The organism is Streptomyces sp. NBC_01283, from assembly GCF_041435335.1.
Lineage (GTDB): Bacteria > Actinomycetota > Actinomycetes > Streptomycetales > Streptomycetaceae > Streptomyces.
Genome location: NZ_CP108430.1, coordinates 8,184,022 through 8,203,481 on the forward strand (window position 1 = coordinate 8,184,022; position 19,460 = coordinate 8,203,481).

A 19,460-nucleotide genomic window follows, 5' to 3' on the forward strand; every position below is an offset into this window, starting at 1 on the left:
CACCCACCCCCCGCTGAACCTGGAGACACCATGTCCCGCACTCCTGGAGCCACAGACGCGGACCGCCACCCCGTTCCGGACCGGCCGGAGATCACCGAAGCGGAGTGGAACGACTGGCGCTGGCACATGCGCAAGCGTGTCACCAACGTCGACAAGGCACGGCAGTGGATCAACCTCACCCCCGACGAGGAACGGGCCATCGACAAATCGGCGGGCAAGTACCGCTGGAGTGTCACCCCCTACTACGCGTCCCTGATGGACCCGGACGACCCCACCTGCCCGATCCGGCAGCAGGCCGTCCCCGCACTCGGTGAACTCGCCGAGTTCAGCGGCGCCGAGGTCGACCCCGTCGGCGACATGTTCTACCGCAGGACCAACCGGGTGGTGCACAAGTACCCGGACCGCGTGATCATGCTGATCACCGAGGCCTGCCCGGTCTACTGCCGCCACTGCACCCGCAAGTTCCACACCACCGACGTCGACGGCAGCTACTTCCGGGACGACGAGGGCGAGTCCTTCGACGAGGACCTGCGCTACATCGCCGAACACCCCGAGATCCGGGACGTGCTGCTCACCGGCGGCGACCCGCTCTCGTACCGCGACGGCAAACTGGAAGAGATCATCTCCGGTCTGCGGGCGATCCCCAGCGTGGAGATCATCCGTATCGGCAGCCGCTTCCCGGTCCTGCTGCCCCAGCGCGTCACGGACGAGTTCTGCGAGATGCTCTCGCGCTATCACCCGGTCTGGCTGAACACGCACTTCAACCATCCGAAGGAAATCACCCCCGAGTCCGCCGCCGCGGTCGACCGCCTGCTGCGCCACGGCATCCCGGTGGGGAACCAGACCGTCCTGCTCCGCGGGGTCAACGACGACGTCACGACGATGCGCACGCTGATGACCGAGCTGCTGCGCATCAGGGTCAGGCCCTACTACCTCTACCACTGCGACAACGTCACCGGCGTGTCCCACTTCATGACCTCCATCGAGAAGGGCTGGGAAATCATGGAGGGCCTGCAGGGACACATCACCGGCTTCGGCGTACCGCAGTACGTACTGACGACGAAGATCGGCAAGATCCCCATCGCCCAGCCCTACTTCACCCCCACCCCCGAAGGCCTGCTGCTCCGCAACTACCGAGGCCAGGAGATGGTGGTCGACTCCTCGGTGCACCCGATCACGGAGGCTGACGCGACATGACCCTCGACAAAAGGCTCGGATTACGGTTCCTCCCGTACGGCGCCAACTACCTCGACTGGCCGGACATGCACGAGCTGCGTGCCGCGATCGAGCACGGGGTCCTCTTCCGCTACCAGACGGAGACCGAGAGCGTCGCCTCACGTCTCGAACAGCGGGTCGGGGAACGGCTCGGCGCGGGCCACGTGCTCGCGGTGCACAACTGCACCGAGGCGCTGCGGCTCGCCCTGGTGTCCACCCGCCCGAGCGTCGGTGACGTCGTCCACATACCCGCGGTCACGTTCATCGCCGTGGCGGGCGCCGTCCTGTCCAGCGGACTCATCCCGGTCCTGGTGGACGTCGACGAATCGCTCTCCATGGACACCTCGCTGATCCCGGACGGTGCCCAACGGGCCATCGTCGCCCACATGGAGGGCACCGTCGCGCCCCTGCCGGAGGGCGTCCCGTACGTCATCGAGGACAGCGCGCAGGCGCTCGGCGCCACCTTCCCCGACGGGCGGCACACCGGCACCCGTGGCTACGCGGGCACCTTCAGCTTCCACCACAACAAGGTGCTGACCTCGGGCGAGGGCGGCCTCCTCGTCACCAACGACCCGGCCGCGTACGAAACCATGCGCTGCTACCACGACCACGGCTCCGCGCGGGTGCCCGGCCGCTACCCCACCTGGAACGAGGACGCCTACTACGGCGAGAACCTGGTCACCAGCGAAGAGGTCGCGGCGATCCAGTACCAGCAGTTCCGCCACCTCGACGAGGTGCTCTCCGGCCTGGAACGCCACCACGCCATCGCCATGGAGGGACTGCCCGACCGCGCCGGCCTCGACATCCTGCCCCGGGCGGCGGGCGACGTGAAGATCAGCCTCCGCTTCCGCTGCGAGAGCCGGGAGCTGCGCGACGCCGCCGTGACCGCCCTCACCGAGCGGGGCATCGCCAACTGGACGCTCAACAAATACCTGTTGCCCGACCACCCCGTGGTCGCCGGGCGGCGCTCGCTCTACGCCGACGGCTTCCCCTGGAACCTCGCCCCCGACCAGCCGCTCGCGCTCAGCCGCGACGGATTCACCCGCACCCGGGACCTCCTCGACCGCACCCTGTGCGTGCCCCTCTCACCGGAGCTCTCCGAAGCCGAACAGGTCCTCGCGGTCAAGTCGGTCCGGCAGGCATTGGAGACCGCGTGAACGCGCGGCCGCCGGTGCTCCTGATGGCGGACGACCGCGCCTCCACCTTCACCCGGTACGCGGTGGACGCCCTGCCCGGCCGCCTCGTCCTGCTGCGGTTCGCCTCCGCACGCCAGGACCTCACCGACGCGTACCTGCGGCAGACCGCGCACCTGCCCGCGTTCTGGGTGAACGAACGGCTGCCCCTGGCGGACGAGGCGGCCCGCTACCGCGCCTGGGCCGCGGAACTGCCCGCGCCGCCCTCGCGGTTCTGCAACCCCTCCGAGCCGCGCCAGGACATCGCCCAGCGCTTCGCCTCCCTGGTGGGTCTGCCACACCTCAGGCAGACCCAGGTGCGGTGGGTGCGCGACAAGGCGGCCATGAAGGACAGGTTCCGCGAGCTGGGCCTGCGCACCGCCCGGTACGCGCGGGTCTCCACGGCGGACGAGATCGAGCAGTTCGCCGCGGGGTGCGGCTGGCCCGTCGTACTGAAGCCGGTGGACTCCTTCGCCTGCGTCGACACCTTCCGGCTCACCGGCCCCGAGCAACTGGCCGACGTGGCTCTCGAAAGCCGGTCCTGGCTGGTCGAGGAGCATCTGGGCGGCACGGAGTGGGAGGTGTGCGCGCTCATCCACGGGGGCGAGGTCCTCGACGCGTGGCCGAGCGCAATGCCGTGCCGCCCGCTGGACATCGTCGACGGCGCGATGAACGCCAACATCAGCGTCGCCACCGACGAGGGGCCGCCGGTCGACCTGCGCGGCATGCTCCAGCGGATCGCCACCGGCATGGGCATCGACCACGGATACGTGCACATGGAGTTCTTCCTCGTCGGCGACGAGGTGTACGCGGGCGAGATCGGGGTCCGCCTCGCGGGCTGCGAGATAACCGCCAACCACGGGTACGCCTACGGCTTCGACGTGTTCGGCGCCACGCTGGACGTCTACCTCGGCCGCCGCCCCGCCCTCGAATACTCCGGGCGCCGCTGCGCGGGCGACCTGCTGCTGCCGCTGCCGGGCTCGGGGACGGTGCAGCGCATCACGCCCGAGGAGGAACTCCTGCGCCTGCCCGGGGTGGTCAAGAGCGTCCTCAGATACCGCGAAGGGGACCTCGTGGAAGCACGCCGTGCCTCGCACAACGCGTCCGGATACGTCCACGTCACCGGAGGCTCGATCGCCGAGGTGGAAAAGCGCATGCGCGGCGTGCTCGACGCCTTCACGATTGAAGTGATCACCCAGGCGCAGGCGGCCAGAACGCTCCAGCACTGAGCCGCACCCTCACCGGCCCGCCCCGCTCCGGCGCACCGCGCGCGCCGGCACCCGCACGCCCGCAACGGGCCACCACGGAACAGGAACCATGGAAGTGAAGCCGAACGGTCTTGCCCGCCGTCTCGCCGCCCTGCTCACCCGCCGGCAGGTCGCGGGACCCGCCTGGTGGAGCGTGGTCTCCAGGCTGCCGGTCTACCTCATGTCCCTCGCCATGGTGCTCGTGGTGCGTGAACAGGGCGGCAGCTACGCCCAGGCCGGTCTGGTCTCCGCGCTCTACACCGTCGGCATGGCGCTCGGCAGCCCGCTCATCGCCCGCCGGATCGACCGGCGGGGCCGCAGGACCGTCCTGGTGCTGACCGGCGTCATCTACCCGGCGGCGCTCGCCGCGCTAGTGTGGACGACAGAGCCGGGCGACTGGGCGCAGCCGGCCCTGGCGGTGCTCGCCGGCATCGCCCTGCCTCCGGCGAACGCCTGCATGCGGTCGCTGTGGGCGCGCCTCCCGCTGCGCGACGACGAACGCGAGACCGCCTACCTGTGGGAGGCGCTGCTCACCGAAGTCCTGGTCATCGGGGCGCCGTTGATGCTCGCCGCGCTGATGCTGACGGGATCCGCCGGGACCGCCCTGACGGCGGTCTCGGTGATCGGCGGCGTCGGAGCGATCGGCCTCGCCTTCACGCGGGTGCCCGAAGGCACCGAAGGCGCGGCGCGGGCGGCGGGCAAGGAGCCGGGGAAGGAGACCGGCCGCGGCAGCTTCCTCGGCCCCCTGCGGTCGTCGCCGATGCTCGCGCTGACCGCCGTCATGGCGCTCAGCAGCGTGCCCGTCGGTCTGATGACGCTGGCCATCCCCGCCTTCGTCGACGACCACGGCTCACAGGGAAGCACCGGCCTGGTGTACGCCTGCTGGGGCATCGGCAGCGCCCTGGGAGCCGTATGGCTGGGACGCTCCCAGTCCGAGGTCGCGGTACACCTGCGCTTCCCGCGCCTGGTGCTCGCCTTCGCCGTCGGCACCGGACTCCCGCTGCTCGCCACGGACCAGCTGACCCTCGCCCTCGCGCTCGCCGTCGGCAGCGTTCCCATCGCGCTCGTCTCCGCCGGCGAGATGACCCTCGTCAGCCTGCTGGCGGACGGCAGTTCACTCACGGAGGCCTTCACCTGGGCCTCCCTGGCCACGGTGGTGGGGGACGCCCTGGGCCAGCAGGCGGGCGGGCTCCTCATGGAACCGGCAGGCCCGCGGGGCGTGTTCGCCGCGGCCTTCGGCATGTCACTGCTCGCCGCCTGCGTGGCCTTCGCCTGCCGGGGCCTTATGGGCCGCGCGGCCACCGCCCCCGAACCCGCCGACGCGAGTGGCCGGTGAGCGGGCAGGGGGCGGCCCGCCCGCCACCACCGCCCTCGCCCGGCCAGCAGTCCCCGAACCGTCATCCGCCCGACACGTCACTCCTCGCAGGGCCAGCGTAAGAACACGAGGTAACGCTTCATGAAGTCAGCCGTCTCCCGACAGAGCCACGAGCCGCCGTACCCCCGACCGGACACCGCGCTGTTCAGTCCGGTCGAGTACGGCGATCTCGCCCCGGCAGTAAGGGAGTTCCTTGACGCACCCGACCGGACGCCGATCCCCGTCCCGGTCGACGGCAGGGACGATCTCGTCCACAGTGTGGCACTGGCATCGCGCCTCTACTCCGGTGTGCGCCGGCCGGCCCCCCTGGACTTCGGCGTCGTGCTCGGTCGGCCGGAACTGGCCGACGGTGTCGTGGACCTGGCCCGGCCGCTCGCACGCGAGTGGCTCACCGAGGACGACCTCGACACCTTCCACGACCGGCCCCCGGGGACACTCCTGCTGGTGGGCACCTACGCCCGGCTCAACCTCGCCCCGGTGCGCCCGCTGCTCCTGGCCACCTACCGGGACGCCCGTCGCGGCCTCTCCCTGCTGAGCGGCCGCGACGGGGCATCGGTGGCCTGGAACATCGCCAAGCAGTACGCGCAACTGCCCGAGGACCTCGACGCGCTGGGCCTGTTCACGGACACCGACCGGCCGCCCCGGCTCCCCGGTGTCAAGGTCTTCGACGACCGCGACTTCGAACGCCACGACATCCAGGCCGAGATCCTCGGCACCCAGTGGCGCCGCGTGGTCTTCCAGGGCCACGGCAAGGACGACAGCATCAACCTCGGCGAGTTCACCATCTGCGGCCTCAACGAGTCCGCGACCGCCCTGCCGGGCGTCCTCGCCCCCCGGTGCGCCTACGGACTGCCCTGCTACAAACCCGAGGACAAACTCGTCCCCCTCAACAAGGTCGAGGCGACGGAGCTGGTCCTCAGCGCCTGCAACAGCGGCCCGCTCGCCGACCTGGCGCTCTACGACCCCAAGTACCAACTCCTGCTCAACGCCCTCGACAGCCCCGCCCGCACCATCGTGTCGGCCGTCTCCGTGCACGACTCCGACCGGCCCGAGAACGTCGCCTGGATGCTCGCCGCCGCCACCGGCGCGGACTCCGTGGACACCCTCAACGCCAGCCTGGCGGGCTCGCACCCGTACCCCGCGTTCATGCGCTTCGGGCTGCCCGGACAGCCGGAGGACACCCCGGCGCCCCCGCCCCCCTCCGACCACGCGCCCGACCCGCTCGTCCTCACGGTCGGCCGCCGGCTCTCCGCGCTGCTCACCTCGGAGCTGCTGCCGCACAACCACCCCCTGCGGCCCCGCCTCGGCAAACTCGCCCGCAAGGTGGACCTCCTGGTGGCCCGGCCCACCCACCTCGCCGACCAGTCGCCCGAGGAGATCCGCTCGTCCCTCTCGGCGGACCTCCAGTCCCTCGACCATGTGATCGCCGGACAGGTCTCGGAGAACCCCGAGAACGAGATCATGAACTACCCCGCCCACTTCGGTGACCGCAGTTCACTGGACCCCGACGTCCGCGAAGTGGTCTGCCACTGCGGCCGCCCCGCCCAGGAGTTCGTGCGCCGAGGACTGCTCCCGCACATCCTCGACACGCTCTGCGTGGTGTGCATGCGCTGCGGCGACGTGACCTTCCGTGTCCCCGAAGCGCCCCAGCTGCTCGCCTACGCCGCCGACGAGGTGGCACAGGGCGGGGTGCTCGAAGTGCGCGCCTCCCTCACCGCGGCGCGCCCCGGACCCGTACGGCTCGGTCTGTTCCTGCCGAGCTATCTGCGCGACGACACCACGGTGGAACCGGCACGGGTCAAGGTCCGTGCCTCGGACGACCGGGCCAGGGACGTCGTGTTCACGGTGCGGTTCGCGCCCGACACCGCACCGCAGGCCTACTACTTCACGGTTTTCGCCGTGCAGGACCTCGCTGTCTCGACCGCACGGCGGCACTTCGGAGTCGTCCCCGGCCATGACTGAGACAGCGCCGCCATCACCCCGGCACCCACACCCGCCCACCCGACCCCCATTACCGGACGGAACACCGGCCGGACGAAGGACGGATGTCATGGAGAAGACCCCCGCACCGGAGATCGAGCTCATCGACCGCGACGGCGAGGTGACACTGAGCATCGGCGGCGAACAGGCCATGCAGGCCTGGGAGCGCGACCTGATGTGGGCCAGCGCCGACATGCTCTGCCGCCACGGCAAGGACTTCTACGAGGTGGGGCTCGGCCTCGGCCTCTCCGCCCTGCGCATCGCCGAGAACCCCGCCACCCGCAGCCACCGGGTCCTCGAACTCTTCGGAGAGGTCGAGGACCTCTTCCGCCAGAGCCACCCGAAGCTGCCCGGCACGCTCTCCATCGAGCGGGGGAACTTCTTCGAGCGCGTCTTCGAGCTGGAGTCGGAGAGCATCGACGGGATGTTCTTCGACCCCGCCCTCGACATGGAGGTGTGGAAGGACGAGGAGCTGTGGCGCAGGGCCATGCCCGAGGTCGTCCGCGCGCTGCGCCCCGGCGGGGTGTTCATCCCCTTCTTCAGCACCAAGCCCGAGCTGCGCTGGCAGTACGTCCAGCACTTCCGCACCATCCACGTGGAGCGCCACCCGTACACCGCGTACGACACCACCGAGTACACCTACGGCACCACGGGTGACGCGTACATCCAGTGCTTCTACAAGGACTGACGGGGGGCCATGTGCACAGCACCTATGAAACCGTCGAGGACGCCTACCTGACGGAGCTGCGGAGCACCTATCTCTCCGCCGAGTTCCGCAACTCCCCGCGCGGCTTCCCGTCCCGTGAGCGACTGGGCGCCGGATTCCAGGTCCGGCACCCCGTCCAGCGGCACGTCGCGCTGCCGGGGCGCAGATCCAACCTGGTCTTCAACTTCGCCGAAGCCCTCTGGTACCTGTCCGGTTCGGCCGGCCTCGACCTCGTCGCGCACTACGCGCCGAGCATCCGCAGGTATTCGTCCGACGGCGTCACCCTGACCGGCACCGCCTACGGACCCCGCATATTCGACTACCGGGGGACGGGCCTCGACCAGTGGCGCAGCGTCATCGACGTCCTGGCCGACGACCCCGACAGCAAACGCGCGGTCGTGCAGATCTTCCACCCGGGCGAGCTGCGCGAACCTGACAACATCGACGTCGCGTGCACCCTCGCCCTGCAGTTCATGCTCCGTGAGGGGCAGTTGCACGCCGTCGGCTACATGCGCGCCAACGACGCCTACCGCGGCATGGTGAGCGACGTCTTCTCCTTCACCTTCCTCCTGGAGATGCTCGCCAGGCAGCTGGGTGCCGAGGTCGGGAGCTACGTCCACCAGGTGGGCTCCCTGCATGTGTACGACAGCGACGCCCCGCTCGTGGAACGCGTCCTGCGGGAGGGCGCGGACGACACCGGCCCGGAGCCTTTCCCCACGATGCCCGCGGGGGACAACTGGCCGCACGTGCGCGACGTGCTGCGGATCGAGGCACAACTGCGCGCGAACCGGCTCCGGCTCGGCCCCGCCGCGCTGCGCGCCCTGGACCTGCCCCGCTACTGGCAGGACGTGACCGGGCTCTTCGAGCTGCACCGTCAACTGACCTTCGAGGCCGGTACGGACCGTGAGCTGCTCGACGAACTCCCGCCCCTGTACCGCCGGATGATGCTGTGCCGATGGCCCCGTTCCACTGCCGACCAGGAGGTCTCCGCATGACCATGACTCCCGCCCGTGAGCTCGCAGGTGAGCTCGGCGTCAACACCCTGTTCCTCGCCGGGCCCTTCCTCCAGCTGCTCGATCCGGCCACCGGCGAGATGCCGTCGGGAACGCGGGCACCCTTCGCCTCCTTGATCGAGCATTTCGAGGGGCACGGGTTCAGCGTCCACAACGCACACCGCCGTGAGGCGTGGGGCGCCGAACTGATGGCGCCCGCCGAGTGCACCCCGCTCGACCAGGAGGAGATCCGGAAGGCCGACGTGTTCGTGGGCTTCCCCGGACTCCCCGCCTCTCCCGGCACGCACATCGAGATGGGCTGGGCCAGCGCCTTCGACAAACCGATCGTGCTGTTGCTGGAGGAGGGCCAGGAGTACGCGTTCCTCGTCCGCGGACTGCACGCGGTGGCAACGGTCGAGTACGTGGTCTTCAGCGACCTGGAGACGGCGCTCCCCGACATCGACGAGGCGGTACGGCGCGCGGTCTCGCGCCGGCGGGAGGCGGCGGACCGGAGCCACTGAGCCAGGGAGCCCCCGTCAGCGAACTGACGGGGGCCTCTGTCAGGGGTGAGCGGCGCGGGACGCGGAGCGCCGTGATCCGAGGGCGGCGCGGACGAGCGCCGCGGCGGTCACGCCCGGCTTCTCGTCGCCCGCGAGCCGCAGCAGCGCGGACGTGTCCCGGGGCAGCCCCAGGCGCTCGGCGCCCTGGAGCACCTTGGCGTCGAAGCAGGGCGCGTACTCGGTCCATACGTCCTGCACCTCGCGCAGGAAGATGTCCGCGCCGGTCGGGCCGAGGCCCGGCATCCGGCGCAGCAGCCGCTTCAGGGCCGCCGCGTCGCCGTCGGCCTGCTCGCGCACCCTGCGCAGGTCTCCGCCCCACTCGTCGAGGACCAGCCGGGCGCCGTCGCCGAGCTGGGTCGCCGTCCGTTCGTCGTAGCGCCGGTAGCCGCCGCGCCCCAGTGCGTCGACCCGCTGCTGCCAGGACGCGTCGGCCATCTGCCGGGGACCCCGCATCCCGGCCTCGTACAGCGCGCGGGTGCTCGCCACCGCTACGGATGCCCGGATCCGGGCGCTGAGCAGGCAGGACAGGACGAGCGTGCGGTACAGCGGCTGGGGAGTGTCGGCCAGCCGGATGCCCGCCTCGGCCGCGTACGTCTGTCCGGAGGATGCGAGCAGTTCCCGCATCACAGCCTGCCGGCCGGTCATGTCTGCCCCTCCCGTGTCAGTGGCGCCGTCCCGTGTGGTCCCGGTGGCGGTGGTGCAGGGCCGAGTGCACGGCCAGGGCCAGGAGGGCCAGGATCGCGAAGAGGATCGCGAGGCCCGCCAGCGCCCAGGGGCTGGGCGGGTCGCCGCTGACGGACTGGGTCGCCCACACCCCGAAGAGCACGGCCAGGGCCAGGAAGAGCGGTGTGTAGACGTAGGTGAGCAGGTGGCGCAGGCGATGGGCGCGGTGCGTGGGCGACGGGGGCTCGCCCGGCTGACGCTCGGCGCGCGGTCCGGGGCGTTCGCCTTCCATGGCCACCTCCAGCAGCGGAGGGCACAGGCTGCCGTTGGTCCTTGTCACGCTCCAGGATAGTCCTGCCGCCCCGCCCCGCCCGGATCATGCCGGGTGGCCCGGGGTGAGGTCGGTGACGTCGCTCAGGCGGATCAGTTCCTCGTACGGCGGCGGGTCCGCGCCCGCCTCCACCGGGGTGAGGAGGAAGCCCACATGATCCCCCCAGTCGGCGTGCCGCTCGATCCTGCCGACCCACCAGGCGCAGGAGTCGGTGAGCACGGGGGCCCCGCCCGTGCGCGGCTCCCACCGGACGTCGGCGAACTTGTCGACACGGTCACCGCACTCGCCGCCGAACAGCCGGGCGAGCTGGTGCTGATCGCGCCGGAGAAGATGCACGCCGAGGTACGCGGCGTTCCGGGCCACCAGATACGTGTGGTTCGCCTTGGAGAGCCACACCACGAAGCGAGGCGGATCCAGCGCACACTGCGAGCCGAATCCGACCAGGCAGCCGGCGGGCACGCCGTCGGCAGCCGCTGTCACCACGTACATCGGGTAGTCGAGCCGGTCGGTGAAGACGTCCATGTCCACCAGGTCCACCAAAGCGACGCCCTTTCCTAGGCCGGGGTACCCGGATCGTCCGGGGAATCGGGGGTCTCGCGCGGTTCCAGGGGACGCGTGGCGGGGCCGTGCAGGACCGAGCCGTCCGTCCCGAAGCGCGAGCCGTGACAGGGGCACTCCCAGGCCCGCTCCGCGTCGTTGAACTGCACCAGACATCCCAGATGGGTGCAGCGCGCGGAGAGCGCGGTGGCGTGCCCGCTCTCGTCGCGGTAGACCGCGCACCGCTTCCCGTCCAGGCGTACGACGGCTCCGCTGCCGGGCGGGATGTCGGTCAGCGCGTCGACGTGGCTGGTGTGCAGCCGGTCGCCGACGAAGTGCTTCGCCGCGGACGCCTGGTAGGAGGCGACCTGGCCCGCGTCGCGGATCGGTGGCAGCCGCCGCGGGTCGTACAGATCGGTCCAGGCCGGTCGCGGTCCGCCCGCGATATGGGCGGTGAGCAGGTGCCCCGCCATCACGCCGTTGCTCATGCCCCAGCCGCCGAAGCCGGTGGCGACGAAGAGGTGCTGGGTGCCGGGGTGGGCATGGCCGACGTAGGGCAGCTGGTCGGCGGAGTCGTTGTCCTGCGCCGCCCACCGGTAGGTCTCGCCCTTCTCGGCGAAGTGCGGCAGGTGTTCGCGTGCCCAGGCTTCGAGCCGGTCGTACCGTCCGCGCACGCCGCCCGCGCCCGGTTCGAACGATTCCCCGGTGACGATGAGCAGCCGCCGCCCGTCGTCGTAGGGGGCGCTGCGCAGCGAACGGGTGCCGCCCTCCGGGGTGATGTACATGCCCGCGGGCGCCGCGTCCGACGGCACGGGCGCCGCGATCACCAGCTCACGCCGGGGCTTGATCCGGGTGAAGAGCAGGGTGCGGTCGAAGACCGGATAGTGCGTGGCGATGACCGCGTCGCGTGCCTCGACCGTGCTGCCGGACTCCGTGGTCAGCCGGCAGCGGGCGCCGTCGTGCAGCCCGGTGACCCGGGCACGTTCGAAGATGCGTCCGCCTGCCCGGGTGATGTGCTCGGCCAGGGCAAGCAGGAACTTCCGTGGATGGAACTGCAGTTGGCCCTCGACGCGTACCGCGCCCGCGATGTCGAAGGGGAGCTCCGTCTCGGTCGTGAAGGACGCGTCGAGTCCGGCCCGCCGTGCGGCGGCTGCCTCCTGCCGCAGCTCGTCGACGCGTGCGGGGTCCTGTACGTAGGTGAAGGCGGGGGCGTGCTCCAGCTCGGCGTCGATGTCCAGCTCGGCGCAGAGGGCCGCGGTCCGCTCGACCGCCTCCTGCTGCGAGAGCGCGTACAGCCGCGCGTCGTCGGCGCCGTGCTTCGCCTCGAGAGCGGCGTAGCGGATGCCGTGCGCGGCGGTCAGTTTGGCAGTCGTGTATCCGCTCACGCCCGCGGCGATCCGGTCCGCCTCCAGGACGACGACGTCGAGACCGGCGCGGACCAGGTCCCAGGCGGTGCACAGCCCGGCGATGCCGCCGCCGATGACCGCGACGTCCGCCGTCAGATCCGTGTCGGGAGTCGGGTACCCGGTGTCGGGCGTGGTCGCGATCCAGTACGACTCGTCAACTGTCCGGCGTTGCGTGGTCATGTCTTCTCCTGGGACCGGTCCGTGGTCATTGCGGCGCTGACACGGACGGGTACCCCGGTCGAGGAGTCTCATCTCGGTGTTCGGATGTCCGCGTCTCACGTACTGCCGAGGGGCGCACCCAAGCGCTTGGGTGCGCCCCTCGGGGCATGCGCGGTCCGTGTGTCAGACCAGGTCGTCGTCCATGCCCTGCCGCTGCTGGGTGCGCGCGTCGCCCTGCTCGCGCTCCTGCTCGCGGCGCCGACCCGGCTGCGCCGGGTCCTGCTCGCGACGGCCCCGCTGCGGGGGCTCCTGCCGGGCGGGGGCCTGGCGGGACGGATCGACGGACCGCTTTTGCTTGCCCATGAGTTCACTCCTCGTGAGGGCCGAATTGGTTTTCTCAGCGTGGCACGAGCAGTCACCCTGCGCATATCGAACAGTTGCGGTGCGTCATAAGACCTGGTGAGAGGTGGTTCCGGGGTCAGGTCACGTCGGTCACCCGCCAGCGCTGGTTGGCGCCGGAGTTCGGTGTCCACGCCGTGACGGCCGCCCCGTCGTGCGTGGCCTGGCCGCCGACCTCCAGGAGCCGGCCGGTGCCGGCGTTGACGAGGGTCCATGTGCCGTCACCGGTCGTGGACATGATCCACTGGGCGGCCTTGCCACGAGGGCCGGTGTCGGCCTCGACCACGGGGACGCCGTCACGGACGGCCAGCCGCTTTCCTTCCGCGGGGCTGGTGAACACGTACCGCCGCTTGTTGCCGGTGTCACCGCTGATCTGCCGCAGCCGCCACCGCTGACCCGCGGTGTCCGAGGCCGACTTGATGACGAGGCCGGTGCCGTCGTCGGCGACGGTGAGTTCCTTGCCGCTCTGGACGCCGGTCAGTTCGTACGTGTGGTCCTTCCTCAGCAGGGCGGCGTCCTTCGCGACACCGGAGACCCCCTTGACGAGGAAGGACGTCACCGACTGTGCGGGTACCTCGAAGGTGGCCGTCCCGCCGCGTACGTTGATGGCCTCGTGCCGTTCGAGCTCGCCGTCGGCGCTGGTCACCACGGGCGTGACCGTGGCCTTCCCGCTCACGTGACCGAACTTGGAGAGGTCGACCGTGACCGTACGCCCGGCGGTCGTGCCGTTGACGTGGACGACCGTCGCCCCGTCGCCCGCGCGGGACACGGCGGCGGCGCTTGAGGTGTCGTCGACCTTGACGAGCCGGTCGCCGGGCCTGATGAAGTGGGTGAAGTTGCGGGCCGTGTCGAACTTGGTGTTCGTACGGATGGGGCAGGTCTCCAGCGTGTCCTCGGAGGTGCAGCTGAACGGCAGCTGGATACTGCCCCAGTTGCCGCCCTTGGCGGACTCGCCGCCCGGCTTCATGTTGTCGTAGTCCTCGACCGGCTGCCAGAACACCCAGGCCTTCGGCTCCAGTTCACGCAGGCCGTCGACCATCCGCTGGGCCAGGCCGAGGCCGGGCCGCATGTCGTCGAAGTCCTGCCCGTCGCCCCAGTCGCCCTCGACCTCGCTCATCCACAGCGGCTTGTCCGCCGCCTTGGCGAGGTCACGCACGCTGGTGCGGCCGTCCGTTCCGTAGGTGTGGACGTTCATCTGGCCGACGGCGTCCCTGACCTCCTGCGGGTAGGAGTTCCAGTTCCGCGTGAAGGTGGTGGGGTTGGTCTCGTCCATCGCGGAGATCTTCGCGCCGCTCCGGGACTTCCTGAGCGCCGGATCGAGCGCGGCGATCACCTTCTGCTGGAGCTCGGGGCCGATGTGGGCTCCCTCCTGACGGCCGCCGACCGGCTCGCCGTCCGCTCCCAGGCGGGTGCCCCAGTAGTCGGTGTTGGGTTCGTTGAACGGGTCGAGGGTGTCGACCTTGATGCCGTGCGCCTTCTCCAGACGTTCGGTCGCGCCCGCCAGATAGGCGGCGAAATCGTCCACGGACCCGGTCTTGAGCTGGTCCTCGCTCGCGTTGAAGCCGCCCGAGACATACCCGCTCTTCGTCATGAACCAGGGTGGTGAATTGCTGAACGTCTCCCAGTGGTCGACGTCGCCCTTGATCCGGTCGACCCACCAGCGCTGGGTGGCGTCCGCCTTCGGGTTCCAGTCGGCCGGGTCCGTGGCGCTCCACCAGTCGGTGGACTCGCGCGTGGTGCCCGCGGGGGCCTTCCACCAGCCGTCGACCGCGCCCCCGGGGCGCAGATAGTCCTTGACGTCGGGGGCGTTGCCGCCGCCGATGTTGTAGCGGGCGATGTTCAGGCCGAGACCGTCGTCGCCGAAGAGCAGCTCGGCGAGCTTCTCGCGTATCTCCTTGGGGTAGTCGCCGGTGGCATTGGCGAACCAGACCAGGCTCGTGCCCCAGCCCTCGAACTTCTCGTGCCCGTAGGAGGGGTCGGGCCGGACGGTGACGGCGGCGGACGCGGCGGCGGCCTGCTGCGCAGGGGCGGTGAGCAGGGCGGCCCCGGTGGCCAGGGCGGTGCTGCCGACCAGGCCGATGAGCCGTCGCGTGCGCGTTCGCGTGCCGCTTCCCGTGCGGCTTCTCGTGCGGGTTCGAGGTGCCAACGTGTGCTCCCAACGTAGGTGCGCTTCGGGCGCGTGCCGTCCCGCATCAGGGCAGGACGGCACGCCCCGCGGACGGGGTGGCGCTGTACAGGAGGGGGGTGTCAGGGGGTGGGCTGTCGCAGGACGGCGACGTCCCTGGGGTGCAGGACGAGACCGCCGCCGGCGGCATCCGGGGCGCCGCCGACGAGGACCTCTCCGGTCAGTCCGGGCAACGGCACGGTGTCGTCCGTCCGGTTGACCAGGAACAGATAGCGGCTGTCCGCGTCGCGGCGCACGGCGAGCTCGACGCGTCCCCGCGCGGGGGCGGGCAGTTCGCTGCTGACCCCGGCTGGGGCGAGGAGCTGCGGCAGCAGGACGGTGAGGCCGTCCGTGCCGAGCCGGGTGGAGACGTACGCCGCCGAACCGCGGCCCGCGGCACGGCGCGTGACGGCGGGGCGCTCGGCGTACGCACCGGTGCGGTAGCGGGCGAGCACCTCCACCTCCGGCCCCGTGACGGTGATCCGGTCGGTCCAGACCGTGCCCGTGGTGGCGTTGTCCAGCGCCACCGTGTCGTCGGCGAGCAGCGGCCCGAACTCCTCGACGCGGATGCCGAGCAGCTCACGCAGTGCCCCTGGATGGCCGCCGAGCCACACGTGGTCGTTCTCGTCGACGATGCCGGAGAAGTAGGTCGTGACCAGGTGGCCGCCGCCCTCGACGTACCGCGTGAGGTCCTTGGCGAGCGCCTCGGGCACCACGTGCAGCACGGGCGCGATCAGGACGTCGTACGGGGCGAGTTCGGTCCGCTTGGTCACGACGTCGGCGCGGATGCCGAGGGCGAGGAGCGCGGAGTACCAGTCGAGGGCTTCCTGGTGGTAGTCGAGAAGGGAGGTGGGGTGGGAGTCCTGCTCGCTCGCCCACCACGAGTCCCAGTCGAAGAGGACGGCCACGCGGGCCGGTTCGCGCCCGGTCCCCGCGACGGGCGCGAGCGCCTTCAGGGTCCGCCCCAGGCCGGTCACCGCACGGAACACCTCGCTGTCGGCCCCGGCGTGCGGCACCATCGCCGAGTGGTACTTCTCGGCACCGGCCGCCGACTGGCGCCACTGGAAGAAGCACACGGCGTCGGCGCCGTGCGCGACGTGCAGCAGGGAGTCGCGGGCGAGGTCGCCCTCGCGCTTGGCCAGGTTGACCGGCTGCCAGTTGACGGCGCTGGTGGAGTGCTCCATCAGGAACCACGGGCGGTGGCCCGCGACGGAGCTGGTGAGGCTGGCGGAGAAGGACAGCTCGTCCCTGGCCTGCGGACCGGGCACGACGTAGTGGTCGTTCGAGACGAAGTCGATCTCGCCCGCCCAGTCGGCGTAGTCCATGCCCTTGGTGCCGCCCATCACCATGAAGTTCGTGGTGACGGGCACCTCCGGGGTGAGCTCGCGCAGGACGTCGCGCTCCGCGCGCAGATACTCCTTGAGCGCGTCCGACGAGAACCGCTTGAAGTCCAGTTGCTGGGTGGGGTTCGGGTGCGACGCCGCGAGCCGCGGCGGCAGGATCTGCTCCCAGTCGCTGTAGCGCTGCGACCAGAATGCCGTTCCCCAGGCGTGGTTGAGGCCGTCGAGGGTGGTGTGGCGGGCGCGCAGCCAGTCGCGGAAGGCGCGGGCGGCGTCGTCGGAGTAGTCGTAGATGTTGTGGCAGCCCAGCTCGTTGGAGACGTGCCAGGCCACGAGGGCCGGATGGCCGGCATAGCGCAGGGCCATTTCCCGCACCAGGCGCAGCGCGTGCTCCCGGAAGACGGGCGAGGTCGGCCGCCAGTGCTGCCGCGCCCCCGGCCACACCGTCTCACCGGCGGCGGTCACCGGAAGGATCTCCGGGTGGGCCGCGGTGAGCCAGGGCGGCGGGGACGCGGTCGCGGTGGCCAGGTCGACCGCGATGCCGCCCGCGTGCAGCAGGTCCATGATCTCGTCGAGCCAGCTGAAGTCCCAGGCGTGCCGGGCCGGTTGGATGCGCGCCCAGGAGAAGATCCCCAGCGAGACGATGTTGACGCCTGCCTCGCGCATCAGCCGGACGTCCTCCTCCCAGACCGTGCGCGGCCACTGCTCGGGGTTGTAGTCGGCGCCGTACACGAGCCCAGGGGTCACGGCACCGTCCGGTCCGCGCAGCAGCCGGGACGGGAGGGTGGGGGGCATGGTGGTCCTTCCGGTGTGGTGCTCGGGATGTAGGGAGGCAGGGTCGCGCCGCGTCACTTCCGGACGCTGAAGCCCTGCTCGGAGCCGTACTTGACGGAGGCGTCCTGCCAGGACTTCAGGCCCTTGGACAGGGGAGTGCCGGAGACGTAGGCCTTGCCCGCGGTGTCGTTGAAGATCGAGTTGGCGTACACCTGGTAGGGCAGGTACTTCCAGTCGTCGGCGACGTTCGCCGCGGACTCGGCGAAGACCTTGTTGGCCTTCTGGCCGCCGAAGTACGGGAACTCGGTGTTCTGGAACGCCTTGGACTCGAGGTCTTTGGTGGTGGCCGGGAAGGCGCCGTCCTTGATGCGGGTCTGCACGCCCTTGCCGGAGTTGGCGTACTCGACGAAGGCGTAGGCGAGTTCCTTGTTCTTGCCGAGCTCCGGCAGGGCGAGCGAGCTGCCGCCGTTCTCGGCGCTCGCCTTGTCGCCCGCGGTCCACTGCGGCAGCGGAGCCGCGCGCCAGTCGCCCGCGGCCTCCTTCACGCCGGAGGCGAAGTTGGCGGGCATCCAGGCGCCGGTGGGCAGGGTCGCGATGGTGCCGTCACCGAAGGCCTTGTACCACTCGTCGGTCCAGGGGTTGACCGGTGCGACCAGCTTCTCGTCGATGAGCTTCTGCCAGGTCCCGGTGTAGGCGCGGGCACCCTTGTCGGAGAAGTCGATGCCGACCTTGGTGCCGTCGACCTTGTACGGGCGCGAACCGGCCTGCCACAGCAGGCTGGTGGTGAGGCCCGCGTCGCCCGTGTCGCTGGTGATGTAGGCCTTGGGGTCGGCCTTGTGCAGCTTGCGGGCCGCCTGGAGGTACTCGTCCCAGGTCGTCGGCACCTTGATCCTGTGCTTGTCGAAGACCTTCTTGTTGTAGAAGAGCGCCATGGGTCCTGAGTCCATCGGCAGGGCGTAGACACCTTCACCGGACTTCACCGCGTTCCAAGGGCCCGGCGAATAGGAGCCCTTGAGCTTGTCCGCGCCGAACGGGGTCAGGTCGGTGATGGACTTGGTCAGGGCGTACTGACTCAGTGCGTAGTACTCGACCTGCGCGACGTCCGGGACGCCCTTCTTCGCCGAGATGGCGTTCTGCAGGGCCGTGTACTGGTCCTTGTTGGTGCCGGCGTTCACCAACTCGACGTCGACCTTGGGGTGTTCCCTCTCGAAGTCGGTGACGACCTTCTTGAGGGTGGGCTCCCACGCCCACACCTTGACCTTGCCGCCCTTCTTCAGGGCCGCTTCGATGTCCGCGGACGAGACCTGCTTCTGACCGGAGCCTTCGTCGTCGGAGCCGCCGCAGGCGGTCGCCCCCAGGGTGAGGGCGCAGACGAGACCTATGCCGCGCAGCAGGCGGCGGGTGTTCTGGGGCATGGCGACGCTTCCACTTCTTCGTGGTCGACAAGGGGGCAACTGGCAGGCAGGTATTACTCTTTGACGCTTCCGGCGGCGAGTCCGGACTGCCAGTACTTCTGGAGCAGCAGGAACGCGGCGATCAGCGGCAGGACGGTGATCAGCGAACCGGTGATCACGAGATGGAAGACGGGATCGCCGCCCGCCGTCGCGGCCTGGGCGTTCCAGCTGTCCAGGCCCAGCGTCAGCGGATACCAGTCCGGGTCCTTGAGCATGATCAGCGGCAGGAAGTAGTTGTTCCAGGTCGCGACCATCGTGAACAGCAGGACGGTCACGGTGCCGGGCGCGAGCAGCGGGAGCGCGACCTGGAAGAAGGTGCGCAGCTCGCTCGCCCCGTCGATGCGGGCGGCCTCCATCAGCTCGGCCGGGATGGCCTCGGTGGCGAACACCCACATCAGATAGAGGCCGAAGGGCGAGATGAGCGAGGGGATCAGGACGGCCCACGGGGTGTCGGTCAGGCCCATCTTGCTGAACATCAGGAAGGTGGGCACCGCAAGGGCCGTGCCGGGCACGGCGACGGCGCCGATGACGACGGCGAAGACGGCGCGCTTGCCGGGGAAGTCGAACTTCGCGAGGGCGTAGCCGCCGAGGACCGCCAGGAAGGTGGCACCCCCGGCCCCGACCACGACGTACAGCAGGGTGTTCAGGAACCAGCGGGTGAAGACGCCGTCGTCGTACGTGAAGGTCGCGCTGATGTTGTCCCACAGGGCGAAGTCCCCGTCGAACCACAGGCCGAACGAACCGGCGAGCCCCTGCTGGGTCTTGGTGGCGCTGATGACCAGCCACACCAGCGGTATCAGGCTGTAGAGCAGGACGAGGCCGGTGAGCACGGTGAGCGCGACGCTGCGCCGGGGGCGGCCCGCGGTGTGCCGGCGGGACGTGCGGACGCGCGGTGTCCGCAGCCGGGGTGCGGAGCCCGTGGCGCGGGCCGGTGCGGGGACGGTCGGGGGAGCGGTGGTGACGGGGCTGCTCGGTCCGGTCATCGG

The 19,460-nt window shown here is 70.6% G+C and carries 17 protein-coding genes; 8 read left to right on the forward strand and 9 right to left on the reverse strand.

All coding sequences use genetic code 11. From position 1 onward, the window contains the following. Positions 1 to 30: 30 nt before the first annotated feature. The 8 genes from blsG (at position 31) to OG302_RS37180 (ending at position 9,208) form a co-directional block, all read left to right on the forward strand. On the forward strand, positions 31 to 1,197 hold the full coding sequence (gene blsG / locus OG302_RS37145) for an arginine 2,3-aminomutase (RefSeq protein ID WP_371530802.1): 1,167 nt from the start codon (positions 31 to 33) through the stop codon (positions 1,195 to 1,197). After that, complete coding sequence (locus OG302_RS37150; RefSeq protein ID WP_371530803.1) at positions 1,194 to 2,372, forward strand: DegT/DnrJ/EryC1/StrS family aminotransferase; 1,179 nt, start codon at positions 1,194 to 1,196, stop codon at positions 2,370 to 2,372. Before blsG ends, OG302_RS37150 begins: the two co-directional genes overlap by 4 nt. Then, the gene (locus OG302_RS37155) at positions 2,369 to 3,616 is read left to right on the forward strand and encodes an ATP-dependent carboxylate-amine ligase (protein WP_371530804.1); all 1,248 of its coding nucleotides are present in this window, start codon (positions 2,369 to 2,371) and stop codon (positions 3,614 to 3,616) included. The genes OG302_RS37150 and OG302_RS37155 overlap by 4 nt, the downstream gene beginning before the upstream one ends. A gap of 88 nt (positions 3,617 to 3,704) precedes the next feature. Next, entirely contained in the window at positions 3,705 to 4,970 is a 1,266-nt protein-coding gene (locus OG302_RS37160) for an MFS transporter (protein WP_371530805.1), read from the forward strand. A gap of 120 nt (positions 4,971 to 5,090) precedes the next feature. Then, on the forward strand, positions 5,091 to 6,971 hold the full coding sequence (locus OG302_RS37165) for a hypothetical protein (RefSeq protein ID WP_371530806.1): 1,881 nt from the start codon (positions 5,091 to 5,093) through the stop codon (positions 6,969 to 6,971). Between the two features lie 88 nt (positions 6,972 to 7,059). Next, the gene (locus OG302_RS37170; RefSeq protein ID WP_371530807.1) at positions 7,060 to 7,677 is read left to right on the forward strand and encodes a class I SAM-dependent methyltransferase; all 618 of its coding nucleotides are present in this window, start codon (positions 7,060 to 7,062) and stop codon (positions 7,675 to 7,677) included. An 11-nt stretch (positions 7,678 to 7,688) separates the two neighbouring features. Next, complete coding sequence (locus OG302_RS37175) at positions 7,689 to 8,690, forward strand: thymidylate synthase (protein WP_371530808.1); 1,002 nt, start codon at positions 7,689 to 7,691, stop codon at positions 8,688 to 8,690. Beyond that, positions 8,687 to 9,208, forward strand: coding sequence for a hypothetical protein (locus OG302_RS37180; RefSeq protein WP_371530809.1), 522 nt, complete (start codon positions 8,687 to 8,689; stop codon positions 9,206 to 9,208). The genes OG302_RS37175 and OG302_RS37180 overlap by 4 nt, the downstream gene beginning before the upstream one ends. A gap of 39 nt (positions 9,209 to 9,247) precedes the next feature. Here the strand turns inward: OG302_RS37180 and OG302_RS37185 are convergent, their stop codons facing one another. The 9 genes from OG302_RS37185 to OG302_RS37225 form a co-directional block, all read right to left on the reverse strand. Then, the gene (locus tag OG302_RS37185) at positions 9,248 to 9,892 is read right to left on the reverse strand and encodes an endonuclease (protein ID WP_371530810.1); all 645 of its coding nucleotides are present in this window, start codon (positions 9,890 to 9,892) and stop codon (positions 9,248 to 9,250) included. A gap of 16 nt (positions 9,893 to 9,908) precedes the next feature. Next, positions 9,909 to 10,250, reverse strand: coding sequence for a hypothetical protein (locus OG302_RS37190; RefSeq protein WP_371530811.1), 342 nt, complete (start codon positions 10,248 to 10,250; stop codon positions 9,909 to 9,911). Between the two features lie 36 nt (positions 10,251 to 10,286). Beyond that, positions 10,287 to 10,772: a flavin reductase family protein gene (locus tag OG302_RS37195; protein ID WP_371750349.1), complete on the reverse strand. Its 486-nt coding sequence runs from the start codon at positions 10,770 to 10,772 to the stop codon at positions 10,287 to 10,289. Between the two features lie 23 nt (positions 10,773 to 10,795). Then, positions 10,796 to 12,364: an FAD-dependent oxidoreductase gene (locus OG302_RS37200; protein ID WP_371530812.1), complete on the reverse strand. Its 1,569-nt coding sequence runs from the start codon at positions 12,362 to 12,364 to the stop codon at positions 10,796 to 10,798. A 162-nt stretch (positions 12,365 to 12,526) separates the two neighbouring features. Then, a complete protein-coding gene (locus tag OG302_RS37205) occupies positions 12,527 to 12,706 on the reverse strand; it encodes a hypothetical protein (protein ID WP_371530813.1) in 180 nt (59 codons plus the stop codon). 115 nt (positions 12,707 to 12,821) lie between these two features. Continuing rightward, complete coding sequence (locus OG302_RS37210; protein ID WP_371530814.1) at positions 12,822 to 14,888, reverse strand: RICIN domain-containing protein; 2,067 nt, start codon at positions 14,886 to 14,888, stop codon at positions 12,822 to 12,824. A gap of 101 nt (positions 14,889 to 14,989) precedes the next feature. Then, complete coding sequence (locus OG302_RS37215) at positions 14,990 to 17,041, reverse strand: beta-galactosidase (protein WP_371530815.1); 2,052 nt, start codon at positions 17,039 to 17,041, stop codon at positions 14,990 to 14,992. A 53-nt stretch (positions 17,042 to 17,094) separates the two neighbouring features. After that, complete coding sequence (locus tag OG302_RS37220; RefSeq protein ID WP_371530816.1) at positions 17,095 to 18,435, reverse strand: ABC transporter substrate-binding protein; 1,341 nt, start codon at positions 18,433 to 18,435, stop codon at positions 17,095 to 17,097. 53 nt (positions 18,436 to 18,488) lie between these two features. Next, positions 18,489 to 19,457 (reverse strand): carbohydrate ABC transporter permease, encoded by a 969-nt coding sequence (locus OG302_RS37225; RefSeq protein WP_371530817.1) that lies wholly within the window; start codon positions 19,455 to 19,457, stop codon positions 18,489 to 18,491. Positions 19,458 to 19,460 lie beyond the last annotated feature (3 nt).